Source organism: Staphylococcus sp. Mo2-1, assembly GCF_046721385.1.
In the GTDB taxonomy this organism is placed as follows: domain Bacteria; phylum Bacillota; class Bacilli; order Staphylococcales; family Staphylococcaceae; genus Staphylococcus; species Staphylococcus equorum_A.
This window is the reverse complement of record NZ_JBEUUK010000001.1, coordinates 1,262,250-1,278,795: the sequence shown is the minus strand read 5'-3', so window position 1 is coordinate 1,278,795 and position 16,546 is coordinate 1,262,250. Positions and strand designations below refer to the sequence as shown.

12 protein-coding genes and 5 pseudogenes are annotated in these 16,546 nt (G+C 33.3%); 11 read left to right on the top strand and 6 right to left on the bottom strand.

Going from position 1 to position 16,546, the window contains the following annotated elements; all coding sequences use genetic code 11:
- Positions 1 to 31: 31 nt before the first annotated feature.
- The 8 genes and pseudogenes from ABLV95_RS06405 to ABLV95_RS06370 all read left to right on the top strand — a co-directional run bounded on the left by ABLV95_RS06405 (position 32) and on the right by ABLV95_RS06370 (position 8,148).
- Positions 32 to 1,168 carry a cysteine desulfurase family protein gene (locus ABLV95_RS06405; RefSeq protein WP_460876655.1) on the top strand — a complete coding sequence of 379 codons (1,137 nt, stop codon included), beginning with the start codon at positions 32 to 34 and terminating at the stop codon, positions 1,166 to 1,168.
- Positions 1,165 to 2,390 (top strand): annotated as a pseudogene (gene thiI, locus ABLV95_RS06400) (tRNA uracil 4-sulfurtransferase ThiI). Before ABLV95_RS06405 ends, thiI begins: the two are co-directional and overlap by 4 nt.
- Positions 2,391 to 2,509: 119 nt before the next feature.
- On the top strand, positions 2,510 to 3,283 hold the full coding sequence (locus ABLV95_RS06395; RefSeq protein WP_460876653.1) for a sulfite exporter TauE/SafE family protein: 774 nt from the start codon (positions 2,510 to 2,512) through the stop codon (positions 3,281 to 3,283).
- A gap of 332 nt (positions 3,284 to 3,615) precedes the next feature.
- Positions 3,616 to 4,610: pseudogene (gene sppA / locus ABLV95_RS06390) on the top strand (signal peptide peptidase SppA).
- Between the two features lie 17 nt (positions 4,611 to 4,627).
- Complete coding sequence (locus tag ABLV95_RS06385; RefSeq protein ID WP_460876651.1) at positions 4,628 to 5,161, top strand: RDD family protein; 534 nt, start codon at positions 4,628 to 4,630, stop codon at positions 5,159 to 5,161.
- An 89-nt stretch (positions 5,162 to 5,250) separates the two neighbouring features.
- Complete coding sequence (gene tpx, locus ABLV95_RS06380) at positions 5,251 to 5,745, top strand: thiol peroxidase (RefSeq protein WP_069815379.1); 495 nt, start codon at positions 5,251 to 5,253, stop codon at positions 5,743 to 5,745.
- Between the two features lie 169 nt (positions 5,746 to 5,914).
- Positions 5,915 to 6,862 carry a class I SAM-dependent methyltransferase gene (locus tag ABLV95_RS06375; RefSeq protein WP_046465561.1) on the top strand — a complete coding sequence of 316 codons (948 nt, stop codon included), beginning with the start codon at positions 5,915 to 5,917 and terminating at the stop codon, positions 6,860 to 6,862.
- Between the two features lie 86 nt (positions 6,863 to 6,948).
- A complete protein-coding gene (locus ABLV95_RS06370; RefSeq protein WP_460872722.1) occupies positions 6,949 to 8,148 on the top strand; it encodes an acetate kinase in 1,200 nt (399 codons plus the stop codon).
- 134 nt (positions 8,149 to 8,282) lie between these two features.
- On the opposite strand, the gene ABLV95_RS06365 is transcribed toward ABLV95_RS06370, so the two are convergent.
- The 3 genes from ABLV95_RS06365 to ABLV95_RS06355 form a co-directional block, all read right to left on the bottom strand.
- A complete protein-coding gene (locus ABLV95_RS06365) occupies positions 8,283 to 9,218 on the bottom strand; it encodes an esterase-like activity of phytase family protein (RefSeq protein ID WP_460876648.1) in 936 nt (311 codons plus the stop codon).
- The gene (locus ABLV95_RS06360) at positions 9,181 to 9,456 is read right to left on the bottom strand and encodes a hypothetical protein (protein WP_460876646.1); all 276 of its coding nucleotides are present in this window, start codon (positions 9,454 to 9,456) and stop codon (positions 9,181 to 9,183) included. The genes ABLV95_RS06365 and ABLV95_RS06360 overlap by 38 nt, the downstream gene beginning before the upstream one ends.
- A gap of 262 nt (positions 9,457 to 9,718) precedes the next feature.
- A complete protein-coding gene (locus ABLV95_RS06355; protein WP_046465558.1) occupies positions 9,719 to 10,222 on the bottom strand; it encodes a universal stress protein in 504 nt (167 codons plus the stop codon).
- Between the two features lie 141 nt (positions 10,223 to 10,363).
- Here ABLV95_RS06355 and ald point away from each other — a divergent pair.
- Positions 10,364 to 11,480, top strand: a pseudogene (gene ald, locus ABLV95_RS06350) (alanine dehydrogenase).
- 324 nt (positions 11,481 to 11,804) lie between these two features.
- Here ald and ABLV95_RS06345 read toward each other — a convergent pair.
- A complete protein-coding gene (locus ABLV95_RS06345; RefSeq protein WP_427704248.1) occupies positions 11,805 to 12,434 on the bottom strand; it encodes a copper homeostasis protein CutC in 630 nt (209 codons plus the stop codon).
- Positions 12,431 to 13,484: pseudogene (locus ABLV95_RS06340) on the bottom strand (M24 family metallopeptidase). The gene ABLV95_RS06345 and the pseudogene ABLV95_RS06340 overlap by 4 nt, the downstream one beginning before the upstream one ends.
- 207 nt (positions 13,485 to 13,691) lie before the next feature.
- On the opposite strand from ABLV95_RS06340, the gene ABLV95_RS06335 reads away from it, so the two are divergent.
- Positions 13,692 to 14,381 carry a metal-dependent hydrolase gene (locus ABLV95_RS06335; RefSeq protein ID WP_285323362.1) on the top strand — a complete coding sequence of 230 codons (690 nt, stop codon included), beginning with the start codon at positions 13,692 to 13,694 and terminating at the stop codon, positions 14,379 to 14,381.
- Between the two features lie 218 nt (positions 14,382 to 14,599).
- On the opposite strand, the gene ABLV95_RS06330 is transcribed toward ABLV95_RS06335, so the two are convergent.
- On the bottom strand, positions 14,600 to 15,013 hold the full coding sequence (locus ABLV95_RS06330) for a universal stress protein (protein WP_460876644.1): 414 nt from the start codon (positions 15,011 to 15,013) through the stop codon (positions 14,600 to 14,602).
- 228 nt (positions 15,014 to 15,241) lie between these two features.
- On the opposite strand from ABLV95_RS06330, the pseudogene ABLV95_RS06325 reads away from it, so the two are divergent.
- Positions 15,242 to 16,535, top strand: a pseudogene (locus tag ABLV95_RS06325) (DRTGG domain-containing protein).
- Positions 16,536 to 16,546: the final 11 nt, after the last annotated feature.

The following is a 16,546-nucleotide window of genomic DNA, read 5'->3' as shown; positions in this document are numbered from 1 at the left end:
TGTATGATAAAAATGAAATGGAGTGAAAGAATTGATATATCTTGATAATGCCGCAACGACAAAGCCAAACCAAGACGTGTTGGATACTTATGTAAAAGTAAATCAATCATTGTATTTTAACCCTAATAGTCCACACCAAGCCGGCTTACAAGCAGACCAATTGTTACAACAAACTAAAAAACAAATAAAAGATTTGTTTAATTTAGATGAAAAATTTGATATTGTTTTTACAAGTGGTGCGACTGAATCTAATAATATGGCGCTTAAAGGCGTAGCATATAAGAAAAAAGCATTTGCTAATGAAATAATCACTTCAGTACTTGAGCATCCATCTGTATTAGAAGTTGTACGTTCATTAGAAACAGAAGGATTTATTATTAAATATGTTGATGTTACTGACGAGGGTCAAATCGACTTGGACCATTTAAAAACATTGATGTCGGATGATGTTGCTATAGTAACCTGTATGCACGTTAATAATATTATGGGTCAAATCCAACCAATAGAAGAAGCGACAAAAATTGTGCACCAATATCCCAAAGCACATTTTCATGTAGATGCAGTACAAGCGATTGGTAAAGTGCCATTATGCTTTGAAGGTGTAGATACGTTGAGTTTGAGTGGGCATAAATTTCACGGTTTAAAAGGGCAAGGTATATTATTTGTTCGAAATATTCATCAACTTGAACCTATTATTCACGGTGGTGGACAAGAATATGGTGTGAGAAGTGGTACAGTTAATTTACCAATGGATATTGCAATTGTTAAAGCCATGAAAGCAGCTGTGAATCATACCACAGAACTTAACCATGCTTTAAGTGAATTTAATGCTGACTTATGTCAATTTCTTACAGGTTTTCACGGCATTAAACTGAATTCACCTCAAAATTCGGCGCCACACATTCTTAATGTTGGATTACCAGGCGTTAAAGGCGAAGTATTGGTCAATGCTTTTTCAAAACATAGTATTATGTTATCTACAACAAGTGCATGTTCATCTAAAAAATCGAGTCTAAACGAGGTGCTTTTAGCGATGAATATACCTAGAAAACAAATTGAAGGTAGTATTAGAATTTCAATGGGAGCCAATACGACTCAAGAAGATATTCAAATATTTAAAGATAATTTTTATAAAGTATATGAAGAAGTAAGGGAGCTGTTAGTATGATTTATGATCATATATTAGTTAGGTATGGTGAATTAACATTAAAAGGCGCTAATCGTAAAATGTTCGTGAATAAATTGCGCGCAAATGTAAAGCGTTCATTAATGCCATTGCAAGGTTATAAAGTAAAAGCGAATAGAGATAGAATGTATATTGAATTAGACGAAGGCGCAGATATAGATGAAATGTGTAATAGACTTAAAAAAGTATTCGGCATTTATTCTATTAGTCCAGTGTTAAAAATTGATAAAACTGTAGAAGCGGCAAATGAACAAGCCATTCAATTTGCAAAAGACTACGCAAACGGAGATACATTTAAGATAGACGTGAAACGTTCAGATAAAAACTTTCCTTATGACACTTATCAATTACAACGTGGCATTGGTGTCATGCGGTATTAAATGCAACAGAGGATTTAACTGTTGATGTCCACAATCCAGATCACAATATAAAAGTAGAAGTCCGTTTAGATGCCATTTATGTTTATGACAAAACCATAGCCGGACTTGGTGGCTTGCCAGTTGGAACAGGTGGCAAAACATTACTTATGCTCTCAGGTGGTATAGATTCTCCTGTAGCAGGTATGGAAGTCATGCGTAGAGGTGCAATGATTGAAGCCATTCATTTTCATAGTCCGCCATTTACAAGTGAAAAAGCTAAAGAAAAAGTTATTGAATTAACACGTATTTTAGCTTCTCATGTAGGTCCAATTAAATTACACATTGTGCCTTTTACAGATTTACAAAAACAAGTTAATAAAGTTGTACATGAACGTTATACAATGACATCTACACGTCGTATGATGATGAGAGTGGCAGACAAAATTGTTCATGAAATTGATGGGCATGCCATTGTAAATGGTGAGAATCTTGGTCAAGTTGCGAGCCAAACGTTAAAAAGTATGTACGCAATCAATAGCGTAACTTCAACACCAGTGTTACGTCCATTACTCACATTAGATAAAGAAGATATCGTGAAAAGAGCTAAAGAAATTGGAACTTTTGATGTCTCTATTCAACCTTATGAGGATTGTTGTACTATTTTCACACCAAAAAATCCGGTAACTGAACCTGATATTGAAAAAGTGGAAAAATATGAAAATATTTTTGATTTTGAACCATTAGTACAACAAGCTGTGGATCAAATCGAAACAATAGAAATTTCAAATGACTACCAAAGTGATAAAGACTCAGAGACACAAGCTTTGGCAGACGATTTATTTTAAATATAAATATAAGTTTAAATTATAGTAAGCATCATTTAAAAAATAGAAAACTTAGTTTTAGATGTTCAATTTATAATGAATAATCAGTTAACATGATTTAAACAGACAGGGGTTGGCGCATGTTAGAGTGGGACATTTCAATTGTAATTATCATCATACTTCTTGGATTTTTAGCAGCGTTTATTGATGCAGTTGTCGGCGGTGGAGGGTTAATTTCTATCCCCGCGCTTTTAGCAGTGGGTATGCCACCGACTATGGCTTTAGGTACAAATAAATTAGCCAGTGCGTTTGGATCGATGACTAGTGCATTTCGTTTTTTAAGGTCAGGCAATGTCGATTTGAAAATTGTTGGAAAGTTATTTCCATTTGTATTCCTAATGGCTATGGGTGGTGCGAGTGTTGCTACATTTTTACCGTCTGAACTTTTGAAGCCAGTCGTAATCATTATCTTAACACTTGTCATGATTTATACATTAATGAAAAAAGATTGGGGTAGTATACGTACTTTTACAAAACTTACTACCGGTAAAGCCATATTATTTGCCGCGTTAATGTGCTTAATTGGTCTATATGATGGATTTTTAGGCGGTGGCACAGGTTCATTTATGCTTTTTGTTTTATTAATGTTTGGATTTGATTTTCTAGGTGCAACAGGCAATGCTAAAGTGTTAAATTTTGCATCCAATTTAGGGGCATTAATATTATTTATATTTTTAGATCAAGTCGATTATTTTTATGGTTTTATCATGGTCGGTAGTATGATTTGTGGCTCATATTTGGGTGCTTTATTCGCAATTAAAAAAGGTGTTGGTTATGTCAAAGGTCTGTTTATTGTAGTTACTGCTATTTTAATTTTGAAAAATGCGTATGATTATTTAATGCAAATCATATAGTACTTAAAAATAGATTAAATTAAAAATTATATAACAATCTCATGCAAAATCTTCAGTGCTTATCTTCCTTTTTCAGTCCAGCCTTATAGGAACGGGAATACGAAATCAAATTTTGACTTCGTATTTCCGTTCTTTTTTGTATATGATTTTCGAAAATATAATATAATGTCTGTTCATATTTTAGTACCTTATTACTACAGTTACGATAAAACATTATTATTATTTTAAAACTCTTTTATTTTATATTTGAGATAAGGTATACATAGCTTAATTGATTATGGTTAAATTGAGGATGGAGTTAAAAGGAAAATAAATTATGGGAGTGAGTGTAAATGTCGAAGAAAAGGATTATCGCAATCATACTTGCGGTTGTCATCGTGTTAGGCGGCATCGTGATGAGTTCAATTTCAGCGGTCTTTTCATCTTTATTTGATGAACAAGCTACATCTAAAATGGACCCATTTACAGAAAAAGTAGAAAAAGAGGGCAATTCAAGTAAACGAATTGCACATTTAACATTAGATGGCCAAATAGCTGAAGGTACAGGCGGGGGCATGTTTGGTGGCGGTGGTTACAACCATGAGGCGTTCTTAAAACAATTAGAAAACGTAAAAAATGATGACACAGTCAAAGGTATGTTGTTATCTGTAAATACTCCTGGTGGTGGCACGTATCCAAGTGATGAAATTTATCAAAAGATAAAAGAAATTAAGCAAAAAGATAAAAAGATTTATGTACATATGGGTAGTATGGCAAGCATCTGGTGGATACTACATTTCAGCACCAAGCAGACAAAATATACGCAGGTCCTCAAACAATGACAGGATCAATCGGTGTTATTATGTCTAGTGTTGATTATTCAGAATTACAAGAAAAAATAGGCGTTAAAGAAAATGTTATAAAATCAGGGGATCATAAAGACATATTAAGTAGCTCAAGAGCTATGACAAGTGAAGAAAAAGATATTTTACAATCTGTATTAGATGATAGTTTTGATCGATTTGTGAATATAGTTAAAGATGGTAGAGGTATGTCTGAAAGTAAAGTTAGAGAGTTAGCTGATGGACGCATCTACAGTGCAGAACAAGCGGAAGATAATGGTTTAATTGACGAAATTGGTTATGAAGATGAAACTTTAAAAGCAATGAAAAAAGATATGAAAGCAAAAGATGCAGAAGTGTTTGAATATAGTGAAGAAGGTAGTTTCTTCTCATCGTTTAGTAATGCAAAAGCGAGTATTGGTCAGTTTAAAAATGAATTCAATGAAGTTAAATCAATAATTAAAAATGATACTGAAGCTGAACCTATGTATCTATACGAAGGTTAGGTGTAATAATGGATAATATGAAACAAGATGATACTGCACATTCGGTTGCAGATTCAAACGAAGCACAAACAGAGTCAGATGTACTTGCTCATAATCAATTAGCAAAAGCACTATATGCAGGATTTGGTATAAGATTTTGTAGTTTTCTCATTGATTTGCTCATCATTTTTGGTATTCAAAGTATTATATTGAAACCAATCTATCATTTTACACATATAGATAATGCAAAGTTATGGATTGATTATTTTAGTGTAGGTCACGTATTAGATGCACTCGTATTTTATTTGTACTTTGTGTTATTAACGAAATATTTTAAACAAACTATTGGTAAAATGATTTTGAATATAAGAGTGGAACGTGCAGATAGACAACCATTAACTTGGGTAGACGTATTATTTAGAGAATGGATTGGTCGCATTATCAGTGGCGTATTTGCTAATTTACCTTATTTAGTAACAATATTTACAGATAAACACAAAGGTATACATGATTATTTTGCTGATACTGTTGTAATAAAAAACAAATTCGAAAAATTGTTTTATTTGAAGTAGATTGTTATGTTTCAAAGGGTTTAAGGTTTATTTCATCAGATTAAACAGTTATAATTATTGAGTAAGCACTTTTTATAGGAGGCATTCAAATGGCGCAAATTACATTTAAACAAGAACCAATTACATTATTAGGATCACAAGTAAAAAAAGGTGAAACAGCACCAGATTTTACAGTGTTAGACAATGATTTAAATGAAGTAACTTTATCAAACTATGATGGTCAAAAGAAATTGATCAGTGTAGTACCATCTATTGATACAGGTGTCTGTGATAAACAAACACGTAAATTCAACGAAGAAGCAGCGCAGGAAGATGGCGTCGTGTTAACTATTTCTGTTGACTTACCATTCGCACAAAAAAGATGGTGTGCATCAAATGGCTTAGATAACGTGGTTACTTTAAGTGATCATAAAGAACTTTCATTTGGTAAAAATTACGGCGTAGTTATGGAAGAATTACGTTTACTTGCACGTTCAGTTTTTGTTTTAGATGAAAATAATAAAGTAGTATATACTGAAGTTGTTTCTGAAGGCACTGATTTCCCAGACTTCGACGCTGCTTTAGAAGCATATCGTGCTATTTAAATTAAATATAGGTAATATAAAATTTGTCATTTGATTTGAAGTTAAACAATCAAACAGTATCATTGACATTATAAAGTATACTGTCCATAATTATTTGGTAATATAAGTTAGCATAAACTGACTTAATTTCAAACAAATTATGGACAGTTTTTTTAGAAAGGACTATTAAATGACACAAGAAGAAACAGTAATGGAAAAGTTATTCCAAACACTCGACGAAAAAGCTAAAGCTTTAAATGAAAATAACGGTCAAAGTTTTATTGAAAACTTAGGACTAGCAATGGAACATATTTATACAAGTAAAAGAGACTTGTTAGAACAAGCTACATTGCAAGATAGAAGAAAAGCATTTCAGTTTGCTTACTTAAGCTTAATGCAAAAAGAAGATATCCAAGCAAATCATCAAATTACACCAGACTCTATTGGCTTAATTTTAGGCTTTTTATCTCAACGCTTCTTAAAAAACAAAGAAGAATTACACGTTGTAGATATCGCAAGTGGGGCAGGTCATCTAAGTGCGTCTGTACATGAAGTGTTAACTGAACATACGGTAATGCATCATCTTATAGAAGTTGATCCAGTATTATCAAGAGTCAGCGTTCATTTAGCCAACTTTTTAGAAATACCATTTGATGTTTATCCACAAGATGCAATTATGCCATTACCTTTTGAGGAGACAGATGTTGTTATTGGCGATTTACCTGTTGGTTATTATCCGGCAGATGAGAGAAGTAAGGAAATGGCTTTAGGATTTGAAGAAGGTCACAGTTTCTCTCACTTTTTATTAATTGAACAAGCTGTTGTAGCCTTAAAACAATCAGGTTATGCTTTTTTAGTTGTTCCAAGTAATATTTTCGAAGGTTCAAATGTGAAACAGTTACAAAACTTCATTGCAACAGAGACGGAAATGCAAGCATTTTTAAATTTACCCTCAACATTATTTAAAAATGAAAAAGCACGCAAATCTATTCTTGTACTACAGAAAAAAGAAACAAACGTTACTAAACCAGTAGAGGTTTTATTAGCGAACATTCCTGACTTCAAAAGCCCTCAACAATTCCAAGCATTTTTACAAGATTTAAATGTGTGGATGGAAGAAAATCATCCTGAAAATTAAACTGTATTATTCTTGAAAATAAACTGTATTAATGATTAAATAGATAGGTATATTAAAACTTAATTGAAAATGGAGGCAACAAGCTTATGTCAAAATTAGTTTTGGCCATTAACGCTGGTAGTTCATCACTGAAATTCCAACTTATTGAAATGCCGGAAGAAAAAGTTGTTACTAAAGGACTAATTGAACGTATTGGTTTAAAAAATTCTGTCTTTACTATTGAAGTGGATGGAGAAAAAATTACTGATACCAATGATATTGCTAATCACGAAGTAGCAGTAAACATTATGTTAGAAAGCTTTAAAAAACATGGTATCATTGAAAGTATTAATGATATTGATGGTACGGGTCACCGTGTTGTTCATGGTGGAGAATTATTCCCAGAATCAGTTTATATAACTGATGAAGTAGAAAAGCAAATTGAATCGTTAAGTGAATTAGCTCCGTTACACAACCCAACAAACTTAATGGGAATTCGTGCATTCCGAAAACTTTTACCAGAGACACCACATGTCGCTGTGTTTGATACTTCATTCCATCAAACAATGCCAGAGAAATCTTATTTATATAGTTTACCATATCAATATTATGAAGATTTTGGAATTCGTAAATATGGTTTTCATGGCACGAGTCATAAATATGTTTCACAACGTGCAGCTGAAATTTTAGGAAAACCAATTGAAGAATTACGTATTATCTCGTGTCATATTGGTAATGGTGCTTCAATCGTCGCTATTGATGGTGGCGAATCTGTAGATACGTCTATGGGCTTCACTCCTCTAGCAGGTGTTACAATGGGCACACGCTCAGGTAATATTGACCCAGCTTTAATTCCATTTATTATGGAAAAAACGGGTAAAAATGCAGAAGAAGTATTAAATACACTTAATAAAGAATCGGGATTATTAGGTATTTCAGGTACTTCAAGTGACTTAAGAGATATCATTGAAGACTCTAAAGAGGGTAAAGAAAGAGCGCAATTAGCACTTGATGTCTTTGCATCTCGTATTCACAAATATATCGGTTCATATGCGACGCGTATGCATGGTGTAGACGTTATTGTATTTACAGCAGGTGTAGGTGAAAATTCTGACCCTGTAAGAGCAAAAGTCTTAGAAGGTTTAGAGTTTATGGGTGTTTATTGGGACGCTAAGAAAAATGAAATGATTCATGGATCTGAAGGTTTCATTAATTATCCACATTCACCTGTAAAAGTTATTGTTATTCCTACGAACGAAGAAGTAATGATTGCTCGTGATGTTGTTGATTTTGGAAACGTAAAATAATCTGGAAGTAAACCCAGATTCATTAAATAAGTATGAGTTGTAAATATTTATACTTAAATTAAAAGCACCCATTCATTAGAAAAACTAATGAATGGGTGCTTTTATTATATTGTTAATCCATTTTAGCAAATGGATTATTTTTTCTCTGGTTTAACCTCAAAAGCAATAATTTGAGATTGTTGTGTTTCATTAAAATTATTATCAGCTGTCAATACTAGACTGTCATTACCGTTGGATAGCTTTTTACCAAAGGTCATACCTTCAATATTATCCACTTTACCAATGTCTTGTTCATTTAAATCAGCAATCAGCGTTTTGTTTAAAGGTTTTGAGTTTGTTTCTTTGAGTGACTCTATATCTTTGATATCAGTTCCTTTACTCACATCAATTTTATATATACGCACATAATTACTAAATGAGCCATCTTCCGCTTGTACAGATGCACGCTCTAAAGTAAGAAATTCATGGTCATTGAGGGCTAATATTTCTGTGATGCCATTATCAGCTTGTTTGTCTTTGCCAGGCTTTTTAGGAATCGCATCAAGTGGATATGCAAATTCAGATAATATGTTGCCTTCGCGGTCATATTGTGTGATGCGTGATAAGGCGCCTGACTCAGGCGTAGGTTTTTGGCCATCTTGTATTAGTGGACCTTCCATAGAAGTCCATAACGTATTACCATCTTGAGAAAAAGTGCTACCTTCAATAGCTTGATTATTGCGGAAACCTTTCTTATTTTGTTTGTCCATTTTTATTGTATCTTTAATAGGAATTTCAGCTGAGTATTTACCATCTTCAGTTGCTTTACGAATAAATGGATTCAATCCTAAGGAACGATCTCCTTCACTAGTATATAGAATCTCATTAGTTTGTGGATCGAACCGTATCGATTCTGGGTCAGCGACAATATTATCAGCGTCGTTCTTATATTGCTCTTTATTGATGTAATCTTTGCCATTCGGTTGTTTTAACTTGTGAACGCCATTAAATTTGACGTCTTTGAATTCATTACTATTATAGTCGATATCAGCTTCATAGAACCTTGCTCGGATTGTGTTCTGATCGGTCATCGCTCATAAGTAGCCATTTATCATTTTTAGGGTCATACGTTATACCAGATAATCCACCAACTTTTGTATCTTTGTAAGTTTTATCGAACGGTAAGATTTTGGTGTCTATTAATTTGAGATGATCTGCGGTACGTGTTGTATTGTCTTTTTCTGTAGCAATTATTTCACTATGTAAGGTTGTGCTCGAAATGAATAATGTAAACATGCTTGTAATAAGCGCTTTACGCATCGGTTTCATAGGTTGTTCATACTCCTTTCATTATGCTTTTCAACTTCAATCATATATCTTTTGTTTAAAGTGCATATGAAGTTTTGATAAGGAGTTTGTAAAACTCACTTTGAATGCGCAATATAACTTTGCAAGTTCATTTCTTTGGATATTAAAAAGGATAGATTGCTCTAAATAAATGAACAAACTATCCTAACGAAACAAGCCAATTATCTTTGTTTCGATTTTAAAGGTAACTAAATTATTTTTATGAAATTAAACTAGTGAATTTTTATTGAGCTTGGTGTTGCGATCTAAGTTCGTCTGTTGCTACTTGTGGTTGGAAATCTTCTGGCAGTTCTTCAGTACGTACAACAAGTACATCACAAGGTGAGTGGCGTACAATTGCTTCAGAAACAGAACCAACAATAAATCTTTCTACAGCATTTAAACCAGAAGTACCACACATAATTAAATCAGCTTCTACTTCAGTTGCTAATTTTTTTGGAATAATTGCTTTTGGAGAACCAAATTCTAAGCGAGTTTCAACATCTTTAATACCAGCGTTTGTTGCAACTTCTTTATAACCTTTTAACAAGTCGTCAGAGAAATTTTTTGATTTCTCAGTGAACTGTGCATCATATACCTCGTATGATGAATATGTTCGTGAATCAATGACGTTCACAACTGTTAATTTTGCTTCGTTACGATTTGCAACATCTACAGCTTTATTAAACGCCCATTCAGCCTCGTGTGAACCATCTACCGCAATTAAAATGTTTTTATAAGTTAGCATATCAATGACCTCCTTATTCTTCTTATTTATATTATACCACCATTTACAGAATATTAACATAATTCGCTGTTGTAAAAGTACCCTATTCTTTGATTGCGCTTTCATAGAATACACGTTACTATAAATTTGGAGGTGGATGAAATGATTATAGGTATTCCTAAAGAGATTAAAAACAACGAAAACAGGGTGAGTTTGTCCCCAAGTGGTGTGCATGCATTAGTTGAGCAAGGTCATAATGTTATTGTTGAAAAATCTGCTGGTTTAGGCTCTTATTTTGAAGATGTGGACTATACTGAAGCTGGTGCAAAAATTGTAAATGAACAAGCTCGCAGTATGGAACGTAGATATGGTTATGAAAGTTAAAGAACCATTGGAAGAAGAATTCCAATTCTTTAAGGAAGGATTAATTCTATTTACTTATTTACATTTAGCAAATGAAGAGAAATTGACTAAAGCTTTATTAGAAAACAAAGTCATTAGTATCGCTTATGAAACAGTGCAATTGCCAGATCGTTCTTTACCATTATTAACACCAATGAGTGAGGTGGCAGGTCGAATGTCTGCTCAAATTGGTGCTGAGTTCTTACAGAAATATAAAGGCGGCATGGGTATTCTACTTGGTGGTGTTCCTGGCGTAGAAAAAGGACGCGTAAGTATAATTGGTGGTGGCCAAGCTGGTACAAATGCTGCAAAAATTGCTTTAGGCTTAGGTGCTGACGTTACAATTTTAGATGTTAACCCTAAACGTTTACAACAATTAGAAGATTTGTTTAGTGGCCAAGTACATACAATCATGTCAAACCCATTAAATATAGAGCAATGTGTTAAAAATAGTGACTTAGTCATTGGTGCAGTGCTTATTCCAGGCGCAAAAGCACCAAAACTCGTTACTGAAGAAATGGTTAAACAAATGAAAGATGGGGCAGTGATTGTTGATATTGCGATCGACCAAGGTGGCATTTTCGAAACAACAGATCGTATTACTACACACGATGACCCAACGTATAAAAAACATGGTGTAGTACATTATGCAGTAGCTAATATGCCAGGTGCAGTGCCGCGTACGTCAACAATCGCATTAAACAATGCGACGTTACCATATGCGCAACAAGTAGCTGGAAAAGGCTATTTAAAAGCACTACAAGATAATCCAACATTATCTTTAGGCTTAAGTACGATTAATGGTGAATTAACTAATAAAGGTGTTGCGGATGCATTAAACTTATCATATACCGATATTGAAAGTGCATTAAAATAAAAATACCTATAATACAACTCAACCATAACGAATTGATTGTATTAAATTGATGTAAATAAAATGAGAGTAGGACATGTATTTATGTACCTCACTCTAAAGTGCCGACAAAGTCAGATACTTTGTCGGCACTTTTTATACATGATTGTCTAGTGGTGTTATAGGACAAGCAGTAGTTCTTTAAACGCTTGTTATAAGCGCATTTTCAATTCAGTCAGCTACTGCCAATATAATAAAACAGGCTGAGACATGTAATTATGTCTCAGCCTGTTTTATTGATGCTATAAGATCTTGTGTCTCAAGCAGTTAAACTATAAATGACATGTTTTAAACGATTCTTGTACCATGCACTTCTTGGAAAGGGAAAGAAGATATTAAATCTTGTAAATTATCTTTATTTAATCCACCACCAGGCATAATTTCGATACGGCCGCCTGTATTAACCACAAGTTTGCCAAGATGATTTAAATTATCGAAAATATCAGTGTCTGAAGGGCCGCCATGTGTTAGTAATCTGATAAAGCCAATATCAATCAGCTGATGTAGTGCTTTGATTTGACCATGTATATGAATTTCATCAAATGCCATATGGCATACGGCCGATACAGGTGCCGCTAGGTTTTTCAAAGTCTTCATTTGCCATTCATTTAAGACATTATCCTCTGTTAAACATCCAAATACAAAGTAATCTACGTTGAGTTGTTTGATTGCTTTCATGTCTCGTTGCATGATTTCAAAGTCATATAAATTATATACGAAATCACCGCCGCGAGGGCGAATCATTACTGCGATTTCAACATCGTTGGTATGACAAATTTCTGTCGCTATTTCAATCATCCCGATGCTAGGTGTCGTCCCGCCGACACTCAAATTATCACATAATTCTATACGATCAGCACCATTGCTTATTGCTTGTTCAACTTGTTGAATCGTTTCAACAACCGCTTCTTTTATCATTTTTCGTAACCCGTTAAACTTTCATTACCATCTTCAGTTACTAAAATATCGTCTTCAATACGCACACCTGCAACGCCAGGAACGTATATGCCTGGTTCAACAGTGATAACCATTCCAGCAACAAATTGGTTGGTATTTGAACTAGAAACATCTTGATACTCATGTTCTTCCAAGCCTAATCCATGTCCTAAGCGATGAGGGAAATAATCACCATAACCTGCATCACTGATAATATTACGTGCAATATCATCTACATCTTTAATCGTAACGCCTGGTTTGATTGCCGCAATCGCTTCTTGTTCAGCTTTCAAAACCACATTATAAATTTCTTGGGCTTTATCATTTGGTTCGCCAAATTTAACGGTTCTAGTCATATCACTACAATAATTGTTATAAATAACACCAAGATCAAATAATACATATTCATCTCTTTGTAATTGACGATCACCAGGCGTACCATGTGGTGAAGCAACAGTGATCACCGAAGAGTACCATCGTATCGAAACTCATTTCATTTACACCGTAATCTTTGATTGCATTCTCAATATGATTAACAACTTGGCGTTCCGTCACACCTTCTTTTAAAAAGTCTACACCGATTTCAATGCATTTGTCAGCAAGTTCACATGCTTTTTTAATAGTAGCAATTTCATTTTCGCTTTTTACGTTACGTAAGTCTTTAATTGTTTGATCAATATCACCAAAAGTTTGTACATTAAATGCTTCAACGAGTTCGCGTTGACGTTTTACTGTTAAATGTTCAGCTTCAACTAATAATTTATTTACAGTGAACGTATATTTATCTAATGCATTTTCTGTGTCTAAATATCCAACTACTTCACCTTCAAAAGGAGAGGCTTTTACTTCATCAACTTCTAATTGTGGACAAAATAATACTTGTTCACCATTTTCTTTGATTAATAATGCGAGTAAACGTTCATGAGGATCACTTAAATAGCCTGTAAAGTAAAAAATGTTTAATGGTGTTGTAATCCATGTCGCTCTAGCTTGTTGTGATTTTAATTCTGCGGTAATCTGTTCTAATTTCATTTATCATCATCCTCCTAAAAATACTATCATTCTAAGTTTATGTTAGTTCATGACGGAATTCAAAAATAAAATATTAGAATGATACTATTTTAACTAAATGTTTTTAAAATAAGCATAAAAGAGCTATATAAAATGCACGGATATGTTATAAAATAGTATGAATGTGGTATGTAGTAAATAAACAGATTTATGGGAGGAATTCATATAATGAACTTATCATTTCATGGACAATCAACGATTTATTTCGAAGCGAACGGTAAAAAAGTAATTGTAGATCCATTTATTACTGGCAATGGTCAGTCAGATTTAGATGCAAATGCTTTAGAAGTAGACTATATTATTTTGACGCATGGTCATGGTGACCATTTCGGAGATACAGTCGAGTTGGCTAATAGAAATAATGCAACTGTAATTGGTTCAGCAGAACTGGGAGATTATTTAACTACAAATAAAAATGTTGAAAATGTAAGACCAATGAACATTGGTGGTAAAGCTGAATTTGAATTTGGTACAGTGAAATTTGTGCAAGCTTTTCACAGTTCAAGTTTAACTAATGATAATGGTATACCGGTTTATCTTGGTATGCCGATGGGTGTTATTTTAGAAGTTGAAGGCAAAACAATTTATCACACTGGTGATACAGGATTATTCAGCGATATGAAATTAATTGCAGAACGTCATCCTGTTGATGTTTGTTTTGTTCCTATTGGTGATAACTTTACTATGGGTATCGATGATGCAAGTTATGCTATCAACACATTTATTAAACCTAAAATCACTGTCCCTGTGCATTACGATACATTTGAATTGATTGAACAAGATCCAAACAAATTTAAATCTGCTGTTACAGTAGGAGAGGTGCAAATTTTAAAACCTGGAGAATCAGTTAAGTTTTAAATTATTTAAAGGCTTAGGATTTGCAATAAATAGAAAATGGCGACAAAATCTTATTATTTTGTCGCCATTTTTATGTTTTTATAAGAAAAATTCAAACCATTCATTTATATTTCATGTTTTTTAAGGATACAAATTAAAAAACAAACCCAATGCATTTGTGCGTTAGGCTTGTTTAGGCGTGTAACTCAAATGAATACAAAAGTTTTTTGAGTTTTATCTTATTTTACGATAAGAACAGGGATGTTTGCTCTTTTAGCCACCTTATGGCCGACACTACCTAGGACAAATTTTTTCTTTTCCTCAGCTTTGCGGTTACTGAGTACGACGATTTCATATTTGCCACTATTAGCTTGTTTAACTAATTGTTCTTTGGCACTGCCACGAACAATAATTTCATCATATTTGATACCATATTCATCTAAAGCTTTACGTGTAGGCTCAAGTCCTTTGCTACGCTTTTCAACTAGTTTATCTAAATGAACACCAGATTTAATTGATGATTGTGCATCTTGTTCACTAATCGAATTTAAAATAGTGACCGTTGTTCCTTCACCGGCTAATTTTGATACTTCTTTAAGTGCTTTTTCATTAGTAAGTGTTGTATCTACACCAAGTAAAATATTTTTGAACATTGTTCATCCCTCCTTGATATCATTCTAATCAAAATTTCTTAATAAATCCAATTATAATATAAAATCTTACATATTAATTTCTTAAAAAGAATTATTTATATTATTTAAAAGGTGCAGTTCAACATTATAAAGTTAGAATCTACCATAATTTGAATTGTGACATCGCAATTTTAGATATAAGAAGTTATAATGGCATAGAAACTGTTCAATATAAATGAGGTTATTTAAATGACAAAGCATGAGCAAATTTTATCATATATAGAATCTCTAGCAGTAGGACAAAAAATTTCTGTTAGAAAAGTGGCGAAAGATTTAAGTGTATCTGAAGGTACAGCTTACAGAGCGATTAAAGATGCTCGGTCAAATTGGCTTGGTAGCAACAATTGACCGCGTAGGTACTGTTCGTATAGAAAAGAAAACACGCGAGCAAATTGAACAACTTACATTTGGTGAAATTGTAAAGATTATAGACGGTCAAGTGTTAGGCGGCAGAAACGGTTTAATTAAAACACTAACTAAGTTTGCCATAGGTGCGATGGAGATTGATGATGTAGTAAAATATTTAAGTACGCATACATTATTGATTGTAGGTAATCGTAAAGATGTACAATTAGCAGCTTTAAAAAGAGGAAGTGCGGTGCTGATTACAGGTGGTTTTAGAACATCTGATGAAATTATAAAGTATGCAGATGAACATGATTTACCAATACTTTCTTCTAATTATGATACATACCTAGTAGCAAACATCATTAATAGAGCAATGTATAACCAAATGATTCGTAAAGAAATATTGGTCGTTGAAGATATTGTGAAGTCAGTAAAAGAGAGCACAGTAATCTTTGAAAATATGAAGTTGATTGATTATAAAGAAAAAGCAAGAGCTACTGGACATTCAAGATTTCCAGTTATTGATGAACAGTGGAAACTAGTAGGTATTATTACGAGCAAAGAAATTATTAAAATGGATGATTATGATACGATAGCTCAGTTTATGACGAAGGCTCCTATAAATGTCCAATTAACTACCACAGTAGCAAATTGTGCGCATATGATGATTTGGGAAGGTATAGAACTGTTACCAGTGACTACAAGTAGTAAAAAACTTATAGGTGTTATTACGAGAAAAGATGTATTAACAGCGATGCAATTATTAAGCCGACAACCCCAAGTGGGTGAAACTATTAATGATCAAATTGCAAAACATATCAACATTACAAATAATGGCATTCAAGTACAAACAACCCCGCTATTAACGAATCAATATGGTACTTTAAGTAAAGCTGTATTTGTCGCTATAATTGAAGAAACAGTGCGCTATGAAATGAGAAAGTTAAAAAAACTTGAAGTCATGATAGAAAGTTTGAACATTATATATATTAAGACAGTACAAATTGAATCAGAAATCGATGTGCATTATGATATGTTAGATGTAGGGAGAAACTTTGCTAAACTAGAAGTGACAATGTCTACTGATGAGCATCATGTCGCGAAAGCAATGATTATCTGCCAGATGATAGATTAAACGAATTTTAT